At 51.6% G+C, this 17,663-nt stretch carries 14 protein-coding genes; 7 read left to right on the top strand and 7 right to left on the bottom strand.

All coding sequences use genetic code 11. The annotated features are described in order from the left end of the window. A partial coding sequence (locus tag AB4Z33_RS17685) for an aminotransferase class I/II-fold pyridoxal phosphate-dependent enzyme (RefSeq protein WP_442051174.1) occupies window positions 1-679 on the bottom strand: 679 nt, incomplete at its 3' end. 375 nt (window positions 680-1,054) lie between these two features. Here AB4Z33_RS17685 and AB4Z33_RS17690 point away from each other — a divergent pair. Then, the gene (locus AB4Z33_RS17690) at window positions 1,055-2,233 is read left to right on the top strand and encodes an MFS transporter (protein WP_442051175.1); all 1,179 of its coding nucleotides are present in this window, start codon (window positions 1,055-1,057) and stop codon (window positions 2,231-2,233) included. A gap of 70 nt (window positions 2,234-2,303) precedes the next feature. On the opposite strand, the gene AB4Z33_RS17695 is transcribed toward AB4Z33_RS17690, so the two are convergent. The 3 genes from AB4Z33_RS17695 to AB4Z33_RS17705 are packed head-to-tail and all read right to left on the bottom strand — an operon-like array spanning window position 2,304 to window position 4,833. Next, window positions 2,304-2,984: a TetR/AcrR family transcriptional regulator gene (locus tag AB4Z33_RS17695; protein WP_442051176.1), complete on the bottom strand. Its 681-nt coding sequence runs from the start codon at window positions 2,982-2,984 to the stop codon at window positions 2,304-2,306. Between the two features lie 59 nt (window positions 2,985-3,043). Then, entirely contained in the window at window positions 3,044-4,063 is a 1,020-nt protein-coding gene (locus AB4Z33_RS17700; protein ID WP_442051177.1) for an ABC transporter permease, read from the bottom strand. Next, window positions 4,060-4,833 carry an ABC transporter ATP-binding protein gene (locus tag AB4Z33_RS17705; protein WP_442051178.1) on the bottom strand — a complete coding sequence of 258 codons (774 nt, stop codon included), beginning with the start codon at window positions 4,831-4,833 and terminating at the stop codon, window positions 4,060-4,062. The genes AB4Z33_RS17700 and AB4Z33_RS17705 overlap by 4 nt, the downstream gene beginning before the upstream one ends. A 254-nt stretch (window positions 4,834-5,087) precedes the next feature. Between AB4Z33_RS17705 and AB4Z33_RS17710 the strand changes: the two genes are divergently transcribed. Beyond that, complete coding sequence (locus AB4Z33_RS17710) at window positions 5,088-8,114, top strand: efflux RND transporter permease subunit (protein ID WP_442051179.1); 3,027 nt, start codon at window positions 5,088-5,090, stop codon at window positions 8,112-8,114. A gap of 351 nt (window positions 8,115-8,465) precedes the next feature. Here AB4Z33_RS17710 and AB4Z33_RS17715 read toward each other — a convergent pair whose 3' ends face one another. The 3 genes from AB4Z33_RS17715 to AB4Z33_RS17725 all read right to left on the bottom strand — a co-directional run bounded on the left by AB4Z33_RS17715 (window position 8,466) and on the right by AB4Z33_RS17725 (window position 11,030). Continuing rightward, entirely contained in the window at window positions 8,466-9,113 is a 648-nt protein-coding gene (locus tag AB4Z33_RS17715; protein ID WP_442051180.1) for a DUF1054 domain-containing protein, read from the bottom strand. 34 nt (window positions 9,114-9,147) lie between these two features. Next, window positions 9,148-9,825 carry a response regulator gene (locus tag AB4Z33_RS17720; protein WP_442051181.1) on the bottom strand — a complete coding sequence of 226 codons (678 nt, stop codon included), beginning with the start codon at window positions 9,823-9,825 and terminating at the stop codon, window positions 9,148-9,150. 74 nt (window positions 9,826-9,899) lie between these two features. Continuing rightward, window positions 9,900-11,030: a sensor histidine kinase gene (locus AB4Z33_RS17725; RefSeq protein WP_442051182.1), complete on the bottom strand. Its 1,131-nt coding sequence runs from the start codon at window positions 11,028-11,030 to the stop codon at window positions 9,900-9,902. A gap of 262 nt (window positions 11,031-11,292) precedes the next feature. Here AB4Z33_RS17725 and AB4Z33_RS17730 point away from each other — a divergent pair, with 262 nt between their 5' ends. From AB4Z33_RS17730 to AB4Z33_RS17750, 5 genes are all read left to right on the top strand, one after another. Beyond that, entirely contained in the window at window positions 11,293-12,237 is a 945-nt protein-coding gene (locus AB4Z33_RS17730; RefSeq protein ID WP_442051183.1) for an ABC transporter ATP-binding protein, read from the top strand. A gap of 46 nt (window positions 12,238-12,283) precedes the next feature. Further along, a complete protein-coding gene (locus AB4Z33_RS17735) occupies window positions 12,284-13,450 on the top strand; it encodes an ABC transporter permease (RefSeq protein ID WP_442051184.1) in 1,167 nt (388 codons plus the stop codon). Further along, window positions 13,443-14,600, top strand: a complete 1,158-nt coding sequence (locus AB4Z33_RS17740) for an ABC transporter permease (RefSeq protein WP_442051185.1) — start codon at window positions 13,443-13,445, stop codon at window positions 14,598-14,600. The genes AB4Z33_RS17735 and AB4Z33_RS17740 overlap by 8 nt, the downstream gene beginning before the upstream one ends. 367 nt (window positions 14,601-14,967) lie before the next feature. Continuing rightward, window positions 14,968-16,677 (top strand): proline--tRNA ligase, encoded by a 1,710-nt coding sequence (locus tag AB4Z33_RS17745; protein WP_442051186.1) that lies wholly within the window; start codon window positions 14,968-14,970, stop codon window positions 16,675-16,677. Window positions 16,678-16,865: 188 nt separating this feature from the next. Continuing rightward, a complete protein-coding gene (locus AB4Z33_RS17750) occupies window positions 16,866-17,462 on the top strand; it encodes a hypothetical protein (protein ID WP_442051187.1) in 597 nt (198 codons plus the stop codon). Window positions 17,463-17,663 lie beyond the last annotated feature (201 nt).

A 17,663-nucleotide genomic window follows, 5' to 3' on the forward strand; every position in this document is an offset into this window, starting at 1 on the left:
GCTTATKTACGCTCGTAGCCGCCATATCTGCTCCTGCTTGCATGGCGGACATCGGCAGCTTCTCATGGAAATGAATGAGCACCCCATGCGCCTCGTCGACAAGGACAGGAATATCGTAGCTATGAACGAGCTCAACGATTTCCTTTAAGTTAGCGCAAATGCCGAAGTAGGTCGGATTAATAACAAGCACGGCTTTGGAGTCAGGGTGACGCTCTAGCGCTTTGCGTACGGAACGGGTCGTAATGCCGTGATCAATACCAAGATTGCTGTCGCGAGCGGGAGAAATGAAAACGGGTCTCGCGCCTGCGAAAATAATAGCCGCCATAATAGACTTATGAACGTTGCGTGGAACGATAATTTTATCGCCCGGCGCGCATACGGACAAAATCATCGTCATAATAGCGCCGCTCGTTCCTTGTACGGAGAAGTACGTATAATCGGAACCGAACGCATCGGAGGCAAGCTTCTGAGCTTCCTCAATGACTCCGGTTGGCTGATGCAGGTCATCAAGCGGTGCTATATTGATGAGATCGATCGACAAAGCATTGTCGCCGATAAATTCACGAAATTCGGAATCGCTTCCTAGCCCTTTTTTGTGACCGGGTATGTGGAACTGAACGGGATCCTGCGCCGCATGTCGGCGAAGGGCGTTGAAGAGCGGGGTATTGCTATGATCCATCGCTTTCATCCCTGCCTTTCATCTGATGTGCAAACAAGCCCCAGTATAGCAAAAACAGGGGGGAATGCAAGCTACAATTTCATTTAAGAAGAAACGCCTGACGGCGTCTTTTCTTTAGACGCCATCGTTTCGTCGAAACGTATAGAGAAAGTATGAGCAGACTCATATACTTTCCTATACGTCATGCGCAAACGGCTCTCGCCATCTTTGGGGGCAAAAACAGTGTTTCACGGTGAAATGTAGACGCAAGTATAAGTGTGGAATTTATACTTTCCTATATTTTTATAAAAGGATAGGTTTGGCTATTTGTTCTCGAATTGTTCATACCAATCCCATAAACGGTTATGGTAACATAGGTGGGTGGAGGGATTAAGCATGTTAAAAAATCGTATGGCTATCGTAATGGCAACTTTAATGACGACTTTCATAGGCTTTGGCATTATCATCCCGGTTATGCCAGAAATTATACAAGCCGCCGACCCGGATGGGGCGGAGATTCATACCGGCTGGATGCTTGCTTTGTATTCGGCTGTATCCTTTGTTCTGTCCCCGTTATGGGGCGGATTGTCGGATCGGATCGGCAGAAGACCCATTATTTTAACCGGCATATTGGGCTTCGCAGTCAGCTTCCTGCTGTTCGGTCTGTCTTCAGGCGACTTGACGCTCATGTATTTGTCCCGTATTCTTGGCGGATTGTTCTCCGGTGCGGTTGCATCGGTTATCGTCGCTTATGTAGCAGACATTACTCCGCCTGAGCAACGGACGAAAGGGATGGGACTTGTCGGCATGTCGATCGGTCTGGGCTTCACTGTTGGACCAGGCTTCGGCGGGATATTAAGTCTCATATCGCTGGAGACGCCGTTCTACACCGCATCGGGTCTAGCGCTAATTACGTTCATTTTGGCTTTCATGATGCTGAAGGAATCGTTGCCGCCAGAGCAGCGTCGCAAGAGCACGGAGAAGCGGGAGTCCCGCTTTTCAGCATTCACAGGACCGCTCAAATACTTGTATGTGCTTGCTTTCTTCGTAACCTTTACGCTCGCGGGCATGGAGGCGACACTGCAGTTTTTCGGAATGAAGCGATTTGATGTGACGCCGCTGCAGGTCGGCATTTTATTCTTCGTCTGCGGTTTTGTCGGAGCGCTTGTGCAAGGCGGCTTCGTAAGACGCCGGATTAAGACGGGCGATGAACCGAAATACATCGGCATCGGACTTGTCATTTCGGCGATCGGATTTTTTATGCTTCTAGGTGCTCATTCCTTATGGTGGGCAACACTTTCGCTGGCCGTATTCGGCATCGGGAACTCGCTAATCAGACCTTGTGTAACGTCGTTAATTACTCAGAAGACGAAGGTAGGGAAAGGCGTTGCTTCCGGACTTAGCTCCTCGATGGACAGTCTCGGACGTATTGCCGGACCGTTGCTTGGCTCGTTCGTGTTCACCATCTCGATGGGTCTTCCTTATTTGATCGGCGGCATCTTATGTTTAGCCGCACTGTTGTTGCTGATCCGATTCCGCTCGCTGGACAAGCAGGAAACCGCGACAGAAGCGTAGGCTGGGCAAGAGCATGAAAGAGGGCTGTGCGATTAGCGATCTGATTCGCTAACGGCACAGCCCTTCCTTTTTATGGAGCCAATCCCTTTAATACAAATGTAATTGTAGCTTCTCGTTCCGCTTCATCATCCCAGTTCACCGCATCCTTCGAACCGAACAATGAACGCGATAGCACATAACCGATTATACTAGACACCGATAACCGAATGATCGTGAGCGGCGACCAACCGATAAGCGACCCGTTGCGCTGGAACTTTTCGACGCTGGCGGTCAGCTTCTCCAATATTTTCGAAAGTATTTGCTTCTGGAACTGCTCTTGCATGTCGGGTTGGAACGGAATTTCCTGAATGAATATCTTTAGGATTTTCATGTTCTTCTCTATAAACTCGATACGATTAACAATAATGGCGCGCAGTAGTTGGTCGTAGCTGTCATAGGTGCTATCCAGCACTTTATTGAAGTCACGCAGGACGAACGGTGCAATCAGCTTCGCCATCACTGGCGTGACGATCGACAGCAGCAAATCCTTCTTCGTCTTGTAATGACGGAATATCGTCCCCTCCGCAACGCCTGCACGCTGCGCAATCTCGCTTGTTGAGGAAGCGGCGAACCCTTTCTCCGCGAAAATATCGGCGGCAGCCTGCACGATCTTGAGCTGCTTATCGGTCATCGCATGTTCAGCCTCGTCGAGCTTCAGAAGCTCCTTCAGCCATTTTTCTATCGGTTCTTGCTCATCCCTACGCTCAGACACTTCCTCACTCCTTACCATTCTCTATCTATTGAAGTCATTATAGCAAAGTAATGAAATTCTTACATGCTCCTGTGTTTCTTCAGCGCCAGCACGTTCAGCAACGTAAACAGCAAGGAGAAGCCAATGAGCACATATACATCGATCCCGAAGTCACGCCAGCCTTCGCCGCGAATCATGATGCCTTGCATCGCGTCGGCTCCATAGAAGAGCGGCATTGCGTAGCTGATCTTTTGCAGCCAAGGATTCATCGCGTCAAGATTGAATAAGCCGGAGAAAAAGGCTTGCGGCACGATGACAATGGGGATGAACTGAATAATTTGAAATTCATTGCTGGAAAAAGAAGACAGGAGAGTTCCCAGCGTCAACGCGGTTAATGAGAGCAGCAGATTAATAAGCAGCACATAACCGATCTGTCCGGCCATGTACATGCCTAACATGTTAATGGAATACCAAGCGATCAGCATCGCCTGTATGAGCGTGAACAGACCGAAGCCTGCCAAGTAACCGAGCACCACCTCGCTGCGCCTGATCGGGGAGGCAAGCAGACGTTCCAAGGTGCCGGTCGTACGCTCTCTTAGAAACGACACGCCAGCGAGCAGGAAGACAAAGAAAAACGAGAAGAAACCAATAAGAACAGGGCCGAAGGAGTCGAAGGAGGCCATATCCGGACCGCCATGCAAATAGGTGATCGCCGGCAGTGACGAGCTGACCTTTGCTTGAAGCGTGTTTTGGAATAGCAGCATAACCGCCTTATTCATCGCCGGGTCGCTGCCTTCGAGTGTGATTGCGAATCCGGGAGTGCCGACTTGGATGATAGCATCAACGTCCCCATGCTCAATCGCCAGTTGCGCCTCGTCGGTCGAGGCGTACTCCGTTAGCGATGCGCCGGCTGCGCTCAGCTCGTCTGTGAATGCTTGCGGCGCATTGACCGTCCCAATATCGGGGGTTATCGCTTGACCGTCGAAGACCAGCTTCATCAAGCTTAAGATGAGCAATGGAGCAAGGAATAATAGAGCGAGCGTTCGCTTGTCTCTAATAAATTGCCGAATGATGCGGAGAGCCAGTGCGCGGATTCTCATTGTGTCGCCTCCGTTCCGGCAGCTTGCTGCTGCCCGAGAGTGATGAACGCTTCCTCGATCGTTGCCGCTCCCGCTTGCTCGATTATTGCTTGCGGCGTATCGACAGCGATTAGCTTGCCGTCTCTAATCATGCCTAGGCGGTCACATTTCTCAGCCTCGTCCATGACATGAGTCGTAACGATAATCGTTACGCCTTGCTGGCTAAGAGCCGAAAGCTCCGCCCATATCGATCGCCGCAGCACCGGATCGATGCCTACGGTCGGCTCGTCGAGAACGAGCAGCCGAGGCTCATGAAGCAGTGCGGTGGCCAGCGATAATCTGCGCTTCATCCCGCCTGAGTAGGCGCTAACTTGCTTGTTAAGGTGGTCAGACAGCTCAACGAGTGCGGCAACCGCTTGAATGCGTGCTTGCAGCTTAGCGCCTTTTAAGCCAAAAAGCGCCCCGAAGAATGCTAAATTCTGTTTGCCGGTCAGCTCATTGTAGAGAGCGTCGGATTGCGCCATATAGCCGAACGCTTGCAGCATCTTAAGCTGAGGAATGGGCTCGCCAAGCATGTGAACACTGCCGCCGTCGGCGCGGTCGATACCGGTTATAAGCTTAATAAGAGTTGTTTTGCCAGAGCCGGAGGGGCCGAGCAGCCCGAATAGCTCGCCTTGCGGAATGGTAAGCGATATGCCGTCGAGTATGGTTTTGCCATTAAATCGACGCTGTATCTGATGCAACTGTACAGCAGACACCGATTGCCCGTTTACCGAAGGGGTAGCCGACATGAAATACACGCTCCTCGAATGGAATGTCGTGAATGAGTGATTACTCACTTTATTTGATTATAAGCGAGGTTTCGCAAATATAGAAGTGAGTACTTACTCATTTATGAGGTMGACCTAGACTTAAGGCGTAGATTAGTTCCGACTAAAGGCGAGATCAAATAACGTTCTCGAGACGTTTTTACAAAGTCTGCCTGACCCTTATGATTATGAAAGACAAAAACAAAGAAACCGTATGGGAGAAGGAGTCGGGAAAGATGAGTAGATTGACGGAGTGGTCCTTCCGCAATAAGGCAGCTATTATTTTGATTGTAATCATGGCACTAGCGATGGGGGTGATGAGCTACCTCAGGCTGCCGATGGAGTTTCTGCCAGCTGCGGACAATCCGCAAGTCATGATTACGGCAATCGGACCGGGCAATGACGCGAAGTCGATGGAACATCAAGTGACGGGACCGATTGAAGAAGCGGTGGCCTTCGTGAAAGGCAAGACGGATATGTTCTCGACCTCAGGCGATGGTTACGCTCAAGTGAACTTGAATTTTGATTCGAAAACGAATATGAAGGAAGCGAAGGCGGAGATCGAACGAATCGTCGATCAGGTACAGCTTCCGGCGGGCGTTATGAAGCCGTTCGTGGTGCAATTCAACACTTCGATGATACCTATCTCCTGGGTCGTACTGACCTTCGAAGAGGGGCTAACTGATCAGCAGAAGGATGACAAGTTCAAGGAAGTAAAGGCGGAACTGCAGCGTTCCGAGGGAGCGGGACAGATTTCGATTGGCGGCAAATCGACGCCAACCATTCAAGTGACTCCGCTAACGGATAAGCTGGCATCGGCTGGCATTCCTGCGCAAACGCTGATGGGCGTACTGCAAGGACGGGGCGTAACGGCATCGCTAGGCGAGAAGAACGTAGACGGATCGGCGGCCAACATTGTCCTTAACGATCAAATTGCGGATATCGAGACGCTGCGCAAACTTCCGATCATTCCAGGTGTAACGCTTGCTGACGTCGCGAAGGTCGACTATGCCAATGATCAGGAGAGCATTAACCGGCTGAACGGCAAGGACGCAATCATGTTCACCATTTCCAAATCGGCGGACGCTAATGCGGTCAAAGCCGGCAACGCAATCGAAGAGGCGGTTAACCGACTGAACGAAGACGTTGATGGGATCGAAATTTCCGTCGTGCTTAGCACGGCTGAATCGGTCGTATCTTCGGTGAACAGCATGCTTCGCGAAGTATTGCTCGGTGCTTTATTCGCTACAATTGTTATTTTATTGTTCATGCGCAATCTGAAGGCGACGATCGTAACGGTCGTATCCATACCGTTGTCACTCGGCATTACGCTCTACTTGCTGCAATTATCCGGCGTTTCGCTCAACATTATTACACTAGGCKGCGTTGCGGTTGCGGTCGGTCGACTTGTCGACGATAGTATCGTCGTCATTGAAAATATATATAGAAGATTACAAAAAGAGCCTTTCTCCATGAAGCTCATTACAGATGCGACGAAGGAAGTGGCATCGGCGATTACGTCGTCGACGCTCGTAACGGTAGCGGTATTCCTGCCAATGGGACTTCTGCGCGGATCGCTCCAAGCGTTCCTGTTGCCATTCGCATTGACTGTTGCTTACTCGCTTCTAGCATCGCTTATTGTAGCGCTGACTGTTGTTCCATTGTTAAGCGCGTGGTTATTGCGCGGCACGAAGGAGAAGGAGCACACAGGCTCGCCGAAGTTCGCAGCATTCATCCGCTGGAACTTGCAACGGAAATGGGTGCCGATTGTGATTGCAATCGTACTGTTCGTAGGTTCAATCGGCGCATACGTCGCGATGCCGAAGGGCGCGCTTGATTCTTCCAGCGCTGGCACGGTAAACGTCTCGCTGCAATATCCGAGCGATACGCCTGCTGAGACGGTAGAAGAGGGCGGCAAGAAACTTGAGTCGTACTTGACGGCGAACGAAAGCGCGGAATGGGTCATGATGACGCTGGGCAACAGCTCGGACGCAGCACAGTATGGCGGAGTCAATTCGCCAACACTTGTCAGTTATATCGTCGATCTGAACGACGGAGTCGATGCCGAGCAGTTCATGGATGATGTGAAAAAACAGAAGGATGGTTATGGAGAAGCGGAACTGCTCGTGAACGCTACCGATTTGATGATGGGCGGAGGCTCATCGCAAATTTTCGTAGACGTAACGGGCGAAGATCCGGCGAAGGTTGAACAAGCGGCTCAAGACCTGCTTGCAGCGCTCAAACCGGTAGACGGCGTGCTAAAGGTGGAAAGCAATCTCGAGGAGAAGAAGCCAGTCTACTCGTTTAATATCGATCCAGGTGCTGCGAAGGGCGAAGAGCTTGCGATGCAATTGCAAAGCATGCTGAACCCGTTGCCGATTGGCAGCATCCGTATTGAGGATCATGACACGCCTGTTATTTTGCAGCCAATCGTCAACCCAACCTCTGAAACGGATCTAAAATCGCTGACGGTTATGACCRAAGCTGGTCYGAAAGCGATGTCGGATGTTGCCGAGCTCGTTCGTAAGGAAGAGCCAAGCAGCTTCTATCATAAAGACGGTAAAATGTATGTACGCGTAACGGCAACCGTTGAACCGAAAGAGCTGTCGGTCGTCGGCAGCGCGATTACCGATAAGACAAATGACCTTAAGCTGCCGGAAGGCGTTGCGTTATCCGTAGGCGGTGCATCTGCGGAGCAAGCGAGTGATTTCGCGGATCTGGGCTTAACCGCATTGATCTCCATCGGTCTCGTATACTTGATTATGGTGCTGTCGTTCAAGACATTGCGCACACCGCTTGCCATTATGTTCTCGCTGCCGCTAGCGGCTATCGGCGCAGTGACAGGCTTGCTCATCTCAGGCGTAACGCCGGACTTCACCGCGATGTTCGGGGCGCTTATGCTGATCGGTATCGTCGTCACGAATGCGATCGTATTGCTCGACCGCGTCAGACAGAACGAGGAGCACATGTCGATTCGAGAGGCGCTTATTGAGGCCGCAACGACAAGGATGCGTCCAATCGTCATGACAGCGGTGGCGACCGTCTCTGCGATGCTGCCGCTTATATTCGGCTCGCATGAGTCGGGAAGCATTGTCTCGCAAAGTCTTGCTATAGTTGTCATAGGCGGACTGACGGCTGCGACATTGCTTACGCTTATCATCGTGCCTTGTATATATGAATTGTTGTACTTCCGCAAGTCGCGCAAGCAACGTATCGCGAATACGAACGGAGCTGCGAAGGAAGCGGCGGCATCAGCCGAATAATTGAAAAAGATCCCGAGTTGTTGAAATTGACAGCTCGGGATTTTTTTTCAACGCGGGCTCAGCGCTATAACGGCATTTCGGGCAACTAATACAAGCACAACTCATGTACCGCCTCTAATAGCTCGATTTCGGGACGTTATTGAGACGCTTTCCGCATTTCGGTCATATTTATGGTGATTAGTTCGACGAAATGCCGCTATTCGCAGTCTTTTGGGTAAACTTCCTAATTAGTTCGACGAAATGCCGTTACGGGAGTAATAAAGGGTTGTGGACACTCGCTGGAGGCATGGTGGAGGAATAAGAGAAAGACCGTCAAGCCGATAGTGGCAGGACGGCCTCTCGTTTATTATTTTATACGAGCGACATGCGGTAAAGAGGCATAAGCGTCTCGAACGTCGAGGAAGCGAATTTCAGCAAAATATCGCCGCTGCGCAGCAACATGTCATCCGCCGGAATGTGGCGGCCGATCAGCAGCTCCGCTTTCTTCACGTCGCGGAACCGGACGAGCGCCTTGTTCCAATCCTCGGCGCTCATATCTCCGGTTCTCGTCGCTTCCTTCATCGTATGGTCAAGAGAGATCATATAGTTGTCAGGCACGGAGGCGATGACGTCATCGAGCTTGTCCAAATAAGCGGTAGCAATCTGCGATTTGTTCGGCACTTCATAGATGAGCGCCAGCCACAGGAACAGATGGTCATCGAACAGGCCTAACTGGAAATGCGGATGAGATTTGTATCCGCGTTTGTTGTTGCAGATGCTGAGCCAAGTATCCTTCGGAGGATTGACCGTGCGTCTGGCGTGTTTCGCGATATGCAGATACATTTCGTCGCCGGCATGGACGGCAAGCTCGCCAGCCAGCCGTTCGCCGATAGCTTGGAATTTCGGCTGAATAAGCTCTTGAATGCCAGCCATGCGTTCCTCCAAGCCTTCCAGTTGAAATACGTCAAAATCCTCTTGCGTGAAGCCGACTAGTCCGGCTGTTGCTGTTTTCGTTGCCATAATATAATTTCTCTCCTCTATGTCTGTGATGGACTTACAAGCCCTGCAAGAGCTTCAAATAATAGATCGCAAGCTGCGTCCGATCCCGCAATTCAAGCTTGTTAAGAATTTCGGAAATGTAATTCTTAATCGTTCCTTCGCTTAGAAAGAGCGACGAAGCAATTTCCTTGTTCGACTGCCCGTCCGCTACGTGACGGACAATCTGGCATTCCGCCACCGTCAAGCCTTGCTCGGCTAAGCTTTTGCTCGCTTGATCGAATAGATAGGATGGCTCAGCCGAAGAACCGCCGCGAGGCGATTCAAGCATGCCAGCCAGTTTGCGGGCAATGTCGGGATGAATGAGCATCGTGCCTTGATGAACGGTCTTAATGCCATTAATAATTAGGCTCGGCGAAACGTTCTTAAGCAGGTAGCCGTTCGCACCATTGCGAATGGCCTGCGCAATATAATCGTCATCGTCGAATGTCGTCAGAATGAGGACGGCAGGCGGATTCGGCAAGGCACGAAGCAGCTTCGTGCCTTCCACGCCGTCGCAGACCGGCATTCGAATATCCATCAACACGACATCAACAGGGTGAACAGCCGCGAATTCGGCGGCTTCTTTGCCGTTTTGACTAACGCCGACGACTTGAAGTTCCTTATCCAGATCCAAAATCACTTGCATGCTTTCCCGAATGAACGGATCGTCATCGACGACAAGAACCTTGATCATCGTATGCACCTCCTTATTTATGGCGCTCGCATATGTAATTTTGTATCACGCCGACGCCTTCCGATTGACGTAACCTACTTCGTTAACAGCGGCAAAATAGTTGTGATGGCAAATTGCTCCGCGGTCGCAACCTCCAGTCTTCCGCCAATGAGGGCGATCCGCTCTCGCATGCCGCGTATGCCAAGTCCGGCTTCTACAGGCTCGCTTGGCAGCATGCCGTCATTCGCAACCGTCAAGGACACGCTGTCGCTCTCGAACCTGAGGTCGACGGTAATGACCGTTGCTTCGCCGTGCCTAACCGCGTTCGTTATCGCTTCTTGCGCGTTCTTGAACAATATAAGCTCCATGCTCGGGTAAATCGGCCTCGGATTGCCGTGCACCTCGAAGCGGACCTCGTAGCCTTGTCCGTCTACCGATTCGGCCATTAACCGATCCAGCGCGTAACGACGCGGTTCGCTATCGCTATCCGAAGCGAGCTTGCGCACGGTTCGGCGCATGCGCTCCATGCTGTCCTGTAATTGATCGCGGATTTGCTCGAGAATGCCGCGGGCTCTATCCGTATCGACGTCAAACAGATGCAGCGCGGCTTCCGACATCATTTTCACGCGAATGAGCCGGTGCCCGAGATCGTCATGGATATCTTTGGCAATTCGATTTCGTTCTTCGGTCTGGGCGTATTGCTCGATTTGGGCGGCGTAATCTTTCATACGGTCTTTGGCGGCATCCAATTGCTCATTGCTAATCGTGAGCGCTTCATACAGCTCTTCGAACTTAAACCTCTTTTTCTCAAAATCATTCGTAACGAAGAGCATGCCCGCGGCCGTTCCCCATAAGACGAGGAGAGAAACAATCAACTCAAGCTCTCTGCCGTACAGTCCGACCGTAAGCGCCGCACAGCCGATGGCCGTCCAAGCCGCGCACTCTCGCACGGTCGCTCCTCTGCGGAATGCCGCAATGAGCGTAGCGAAAGGCAGGAGGTATAAAATTCCGCCGTACGTATAAGAAAACCAGCTAAAGAAGACGAGCTCCGCAATCAGTATCGGTCCTGCTAATCGAGGCATGATGATGTCGGCTTTGCTAATTAAGAGGKCGATCAGTGCGAATGCGGTATACGGGGCGTATGTTCTTGCTTCAATATCTATGATGGTTACAAGTGCCRGTATAGCTATGAGCAAGCTTCGCATTCGGAGCAGTATGACATTCATATGGAATGGTCTCCCGAAACTGAATTTGTTCCCAATCTATGCTTTTTTGACGGCGTTAGCCATATCTGCTTCCATATACTGCGATAGGCGTTTTCTCATTATATCACAGACAGTCAACCTGGTCGCCGGTATCGCAGGCATGCATCATTTTGGCAAAAATGACTTTCGTCACCTCGATCTCATGACTTTGGAGACCTGACTGCATCCAGTTCCTTCCGTATAATCAGAGTTAACAAGGGCGCAAGAGAGAGGATGAACAGACATGAGTTTGGTTTCATTTCGAGATGTGGTCAAAAAATACGATACGAAGGTGACGGTCAATCATTTGTCGCTCGAAATAGGCGAAGGCGAAGTGTTCGGTTTGCTTGGTCCGAACGGAGCGGGCAAAAGCACGACAATTAGCATGCTGGCCGGACTATTGAATGCCACCAGCGGAGACATTACCGTCGGCGGTTACTCGATCGGCAAGCAGCCGCTGGAGGTCAAACGAAGAATCGGTCTCGTGCCGCAGGAGCTTGCGATCTACGAGACACTGACGGCCAAAGAAAACGTTACTTTCTTCGGAAAGCTGTATGGACTTAGAGGCAAGCTGCTTAAGGAGCGTGTGGCGGAGGCGCTGCAATTCGTCGGATTGCTGGAGAAGGCGGGCGATCAGCCTCAGACGTTCTCCGGCGGCATGAAGCGGCGGCTGAACATCGCTTGCGCGATTATGCATCGGCCGAAGCTCATTATAATGGACGAACCGACGGTCGGCATCGACCCGCAGTCCAGAAATCATATTTTGGATTCGGTGCGCGAGCTTAATAAGCTGGGTTCGACCGTTATCTATACGAGTCATTACATGGAAGAGGTTGAAGCGATCTGCTCGCGCGTAGGGATACTGGATAACGGCAAGCTCATTGCATGCGGAACGAAGGAGGAGCTGAAGCAGCAGGCTGGCCAAGACGAGAAGCTGATCTTCGAGCTCGACCGCCAGCTGGGGCAAGCGATGGAAGAGCTGAAGCAGCATCCGGGCGTTCGCCAGATCGATGAGCAAGACAACGGAACGACATTAGAGGTGACGGTCAAGGAGTCGACTTCGATGCTTCAGGATTTGCTGTYCATCCTTCAAAAACACGGCATTACGCTTCGGAAGCTGACGCGGGTCGAGCCGAATTTGGAATCGATGTTCCTGCAAATGACGGGTCGCACGCTGCGGGACGATTAGCGGAAATGCCGAATGCTCGGTTAACAAGCTTGGGAGGGAACGATAAATGCGGATTTGGTGGACAACGGCTTATTACGAGCTGCTTAAATACAGTCGCAAAAAATCATTGATTTTAATATTGATCGTATTGCCGCTTATTCTTATTTATATGCTCGGAAGTGCTTTCGATACGGAGATTAAGCCTGCGAAAGTGATCGTATACAACGGCGATCAGGGAGAGCTGCGGGCGAGCGTGGACGCCTTCTGGGAAAATGATGCCATCAAACCTTACGTCCGGCTTATTGCCGCGGAGGAAGAAGGAGACGTACAGCCGTCCGTGACGGAATCCGAGTCCGACTATGGCGTCGTCATTCCGACTGATTACTCCAGTCGTGTTCTAAGCGGCGAGAATGTATCGTGGCGCACGTATTCAGGGAGGTACGCGGAGAAAAATTTGGCCATCGAATMGGTCATCAACAGTTACTTAGTGGAGGTTAACAGAGAAGTGGCTGCTCAAGCCGTTCTAGGGCCGGAGGCAGGAAGCGGGCAAGCGGCATCAGGAGGAACGGGTTCGACCGAACCGTTCGTAAAGGTCGGCATGCTTGGCGTTGACAGCAACCAGATTTTCCACTCCGTATCGGCCATGCAATATTATGCGGCGACCTACTTGATCATGTTCCTTCTGTATGGCGGCATGCTGGCAGCCATCGAGCTGTTGAACCAGCATAAGAACGGCACGCTGCAGCGCATGTTCACGCTGCCGCTATCTTTCGCCGGGCTTGTTCTCGGCATCATCACGGGCTCCTTCCTCGTTGCGGGGCTGCAGGCCGTTATTATCGTCGTATTCACGACTTACGCATACGGCGTCGACTGGGGCTCGAATTACGTTTGGCTATTCCTCATCAGCTTGCTCACAACGGCTATCGGAGCGGGCATCTCGATTATCATTGCCTCCTTCGCCAAGACGGTCAAGACAACGCAAACGGTGTTCGGTATCGTGGCATTCACCATGACCTTTGTAAGCGGAGGAATGATCGCGGATATTGACGTCATCATCGGAGATGTCTCCAAGTGGACGATTAATCACTGGGCCAATGAGGGGCTCCGGGCGATTATGAACGGTTCAGGTTGGTCCGCTTATAGCCAAGCGGTAACGATTCTGGCTATTATCGCGGTCGCACTATCCGCACTTGCCGTGATCAGATTGCCTAAGGTGGTGAAGCAGGATGCCTAGTATCCATATTGCTCTGCAGTTAATCAGACGGACAATGGGCTCAAGACGGGGGTTATTCCTCAACATGCTGCTTCCGGCTATCATATTATCCGTGTTGACGGGTCTGCTCGGCGCGCAAGGTCAACAAGCCGTTATCGCTGTTGCGAATGCGGATGCCGGCGAGCTAGGCGCTTACGTAAAAGAAGCTTTATCGCGCGAAAAGCTGTATGATGTCCGCGATGTGACAGGGAGTACCGAGGAGGAAATCAAGCAGCAGGTGCTTGATGGAAAAGCCGATGCCGCCGTATTCATTCCGTCGGATTATACAGCCGCTTTGCTCGAGGGCAATCACGTTCCAGCCGTGATGTACCGGATGAATATTCAGCTTTGGAACGCCTCGCTGGCTACGACGCTGGAAGCGGAGACGAAGAAGCTGTCCGCATCCGCCGCGATGGTTGTGGGTACGGTAGGAGTCGATAAGGAGGGGATCATGCCGCTCCTCAAGGAACTATTGGCCGCGCAGGAGAAGCCGCTGGTCACGACGGAGCATGTCGGGACGAAGCTTGGCAATATTTTGTCCAGTCCGATTATGGTCGGTATTCTGCTCATGTTCGTCATGATGCTAGTCAGTCAATCCATCGGGTTCATCATGGAGGACAGAGAGCTTCGCACGATGGCGAGGATGTATACGGCGCCGGTCAGAGCGATCGACATCTCGCTCGGCAACTTTATGGGCAGCATGGCCGTCGGTACGCTGCAGCTTCTTATCGTGCTAAGCTTGACGTACTTTGTGTTCCAATACGATCCTGGCGTTTCGTTCGGCTATATGCTGCTGGTGCTTGAGTTTTTCTTGCTGGCTGCCGTCGGTCTTACGTCGGCTATTGCCGGGCTGGTCAGAGACAGCCGGCAACTTACGCAAATTAATAACCTCGTCATCATGCCAAGCTGCATGGTCAGCGGTTGCTTCTTCCCCTTGTCGATGCTGCCGACGTTCATGCAGAAGCTGGCRAACTTTTTGCCGCAGAAATGGGCTCTTCAAGCAATCGACCGGCTCGGCGGCGGCGGTAGCGTTGCGGATATCGGCTTGCAGCTAGCCATTCTGGTCTTGTTCGCGGCCGTACTCATCGCCTTCGGTTCGGCGGTGCTTAGGCCGAGCAAACAAAGTCTGTAGGCTGAAGTCGGAAGCGTCTTGACTTGTGGCAAGCGAATATTGTAAATTATTCAAAAGCTTATCTTACGATATCACAATAGCATTGACCAAGGTTATGCTGATCGGAACAACGTTCGCGACAGAGAGGAAGCCCGCCGGTTGAAAGGCTTCCGCGAATGGCCGATAGGCTCCCTGCCTTGCGAGCTGCGTTGGCTGCCAGACGATCGTTATGGGAGCTTATCGCCGGAATGTCAACATTCCGTTATTGAATGAAGAACTGCCGTTTTCTTGGGCGGTCAGAATTAGGGTGGTACCGCGAACGCATTCGTCCCTGACGAACGCGTTCTTTTTTTTATGCTCAAAATCCACGAAAATCGGGGGAATTCTCATGCGTCAAAGTAAAATGCTAATGCCTACATTACGTGAAGCGCCGGCTGAGGCGGAAGCAGTCAGCCATCAACTGCTGCTGCGAGCCGGTCTTGTCAGACAGCTTGCCGCCGGCATCTATACGTACTTGCCGCTCGGACGCCGCGTACTGCGGAAGCTGGAGGGAATCGTACGCGAGGAAATGGATAAGGCTGGCGGGCAAGAGGTGCTCATGCCGGCGCTGCAGCCCGCGGAGCTTTGGCGGCAATCCGGTCGTTATGAGGTGTATGGACCGGAGCTTGTCAGGCTGAGAGATCGTCATGATCGGGAATTCGCGCTTGGTCCGACGCATGAAGAGGTTATTACGGCGCTCTTGCGCGGCGAGATCAGTTCGTATCGCCAATTGCCGGCGACACTCTATCAGATTCAGACCAAATTCCGCGATGAGCAGCGTCCGCGCTACGGGCTGCTGCGAGGCAGAGAGTTTTTGATGAAGGACGCTTATTCATTCGATGCAGATTGGGAAGGGCTTCATCGGAGCTACATGGCCATGTATGACGCCTATCACCGCATATTCACGCGCTGCGGTCTCAACTTCCGTGCGGTAGAGGCAGATGCGGGCTCCATTGGGGGCGAAGGGGGCACGCACGAGTTTATGGCTCTCGCCGATATTGGCGAGGATACGATTGCCTCATGTACCTGCTGCAATTATGCGGCCAATCTGGAGAAGGCGGAGTACGGCATCGCACATATGGATGCCGCAGTAGTTGAACCAGAAGCGCCTAAAAGGCTGCATACGCCAGGCATCAAAAAAATCGAGCAGCTTACGGAATCGCTTGGCCATGACGCATCCGTATTCATTAAGACGCTTATCTTCGTAGCGGATGGCAATCCGGTAGCCATTCTCGTACGCGGAGATCACGAGGTGAACGAGATTAAGGTGAAGCAGGCACTGGCCGTTGACTCGCTTGCGCTCGCTGATCAAGAGACTACAGAACGGGTAACAGGCGCGCCTACAGGCTTTGCGGGACCAGTCGGACTGGCGATCCCGGTCTTTGCTGATTTTGCGGTTACGCAAATGGCTGCAGCCATTGTCGGTGCTAACGAAGCGGACTATCACCTTGCCAATATACAGCCGGGCGTTCACTTCAACAGTAAGGCGAGCGGCGATTACCGCAATGCGGCGGAAGGCGACCGATGTCCCCGTTGCGAAGAGGGGCGGCTTCAATTCCATCGAGGTATCGAAATCGGACATGTGTTCAAGCTGGGGACGAAATACAGTGAAGCGATGGAAGCCACTTTCCTCGATGCTTCAGGTAAAGCGCAGTCTCTTATTATGGGCTGTTACGGCATTGGCGTGTCGAGGCTGCTCTCGGCTGTCATCGAGCAGCATGCCGATGATCAAGGCATTGTGTGGCCGGCTTCAATCGCGCCGTACCATGTCCATATCGTGCCTGTGTCGGCAAAGGATGACACTCAGATGGCGCTAGCCTCGCAGCTGGCAGAACGACTTACGGCTGCCGGCATTGAAGTGCTGCTCGACGATCGGGATGAGCGGCCGGGCGTTAAGTTCAAGGATGCCGATCTGATCGGCATTCCGCTGCGCTTGACGGTCGGCAGGCAGGCGGCGAACGGCATCATCGAAGCGAAGCTTAGGACAGAAGCGGCGGCTAAGGAATTGACGATCGAAGAAGCGCTTACAATGGCGTCGTTGCTGAGTGCCGGTCAATAGTTGTACAGATAAGGGACAAACCGCTTAACATAGGCGGACTTGCCCCTTTTTTTTACAAACAGGCGCCCGATTCTATAAAATTAGTCAATAATCCAAGTTGCCATTACATAAGATGGAGTATAAGATAATGGTAAGAACAAATTATCAGATTATTTCGTCAACTATCATGAAGCAAGGGAGGGATTGCCGTGAACAAGAGCTATGAAGTCGAATATTGCAATCTAGAACTGCGATTTGACCGCCGGCAAATCCAAAATCTCATCCGTGATCTGATTCAGGAAGGGTACTCCTTATACTGGAGCGAGACGGAGGGCCAGTTTCTCGTATCCATCCGCACCGGCCGCAAGCTCGTCAAGCTTCGGTTTCAGCGAATGAAGAGTCGGTATAAAATTGTCGGAGATTATATCATTAAGGACGAAAAGTTGTCTGAGTTGATCGAGAAGCTGATTAATGACACGCGTGGACATGCGGTAGTGAAGCGAATCAAAGATCGTCAAATCGTCATTGAGAGCATTATGTTCGGTGAGATTATACGACTCGTGGAGGTGTCAGGTATGGAACATCGCATTATTTATCAAAAGAAGCCTTTCGTGACAATAGAGGAAATGATTAAAGCTTTCCAGTCGAAGAGAGCGGAAGAGCGAGCAATCGTCCTGCGCTACGAGCTTGATTACGAGCTGTCGATGTTGTTCGACGCGCTGCAGGACGGCAATGAGGAGGCGGCAAACGCATCGAAGGGGAAGCTGGCTGTTCTTCGAACAGAAATGTTGCAATTAGAGTTATAGAGATGAAAATTTTTTTCATACTAAAATGCTAAACGATTGAATGCTGCTCCGATGAGGCACAGCGTTTGATCGTTTTTTTGTTGTGCGGCAAGCAAAGGACAAATGCCTGGAAGCCGCGTCACGCTTGATTTTTTGATTAAATAGAAGGGGATCTTTCACGAGCGGTCAATTTTATTAGTAACCAAAAGAAATTTTTTTTCA

It is taken from the genome of Paenibacillus sp. 2TAB19, from assembly GCF_052115185.1.
GTDB lineage: Bacteria > Bacillota > Bacilli > Paenibacillales > Paenibacillaceae > Pristimantibacillus.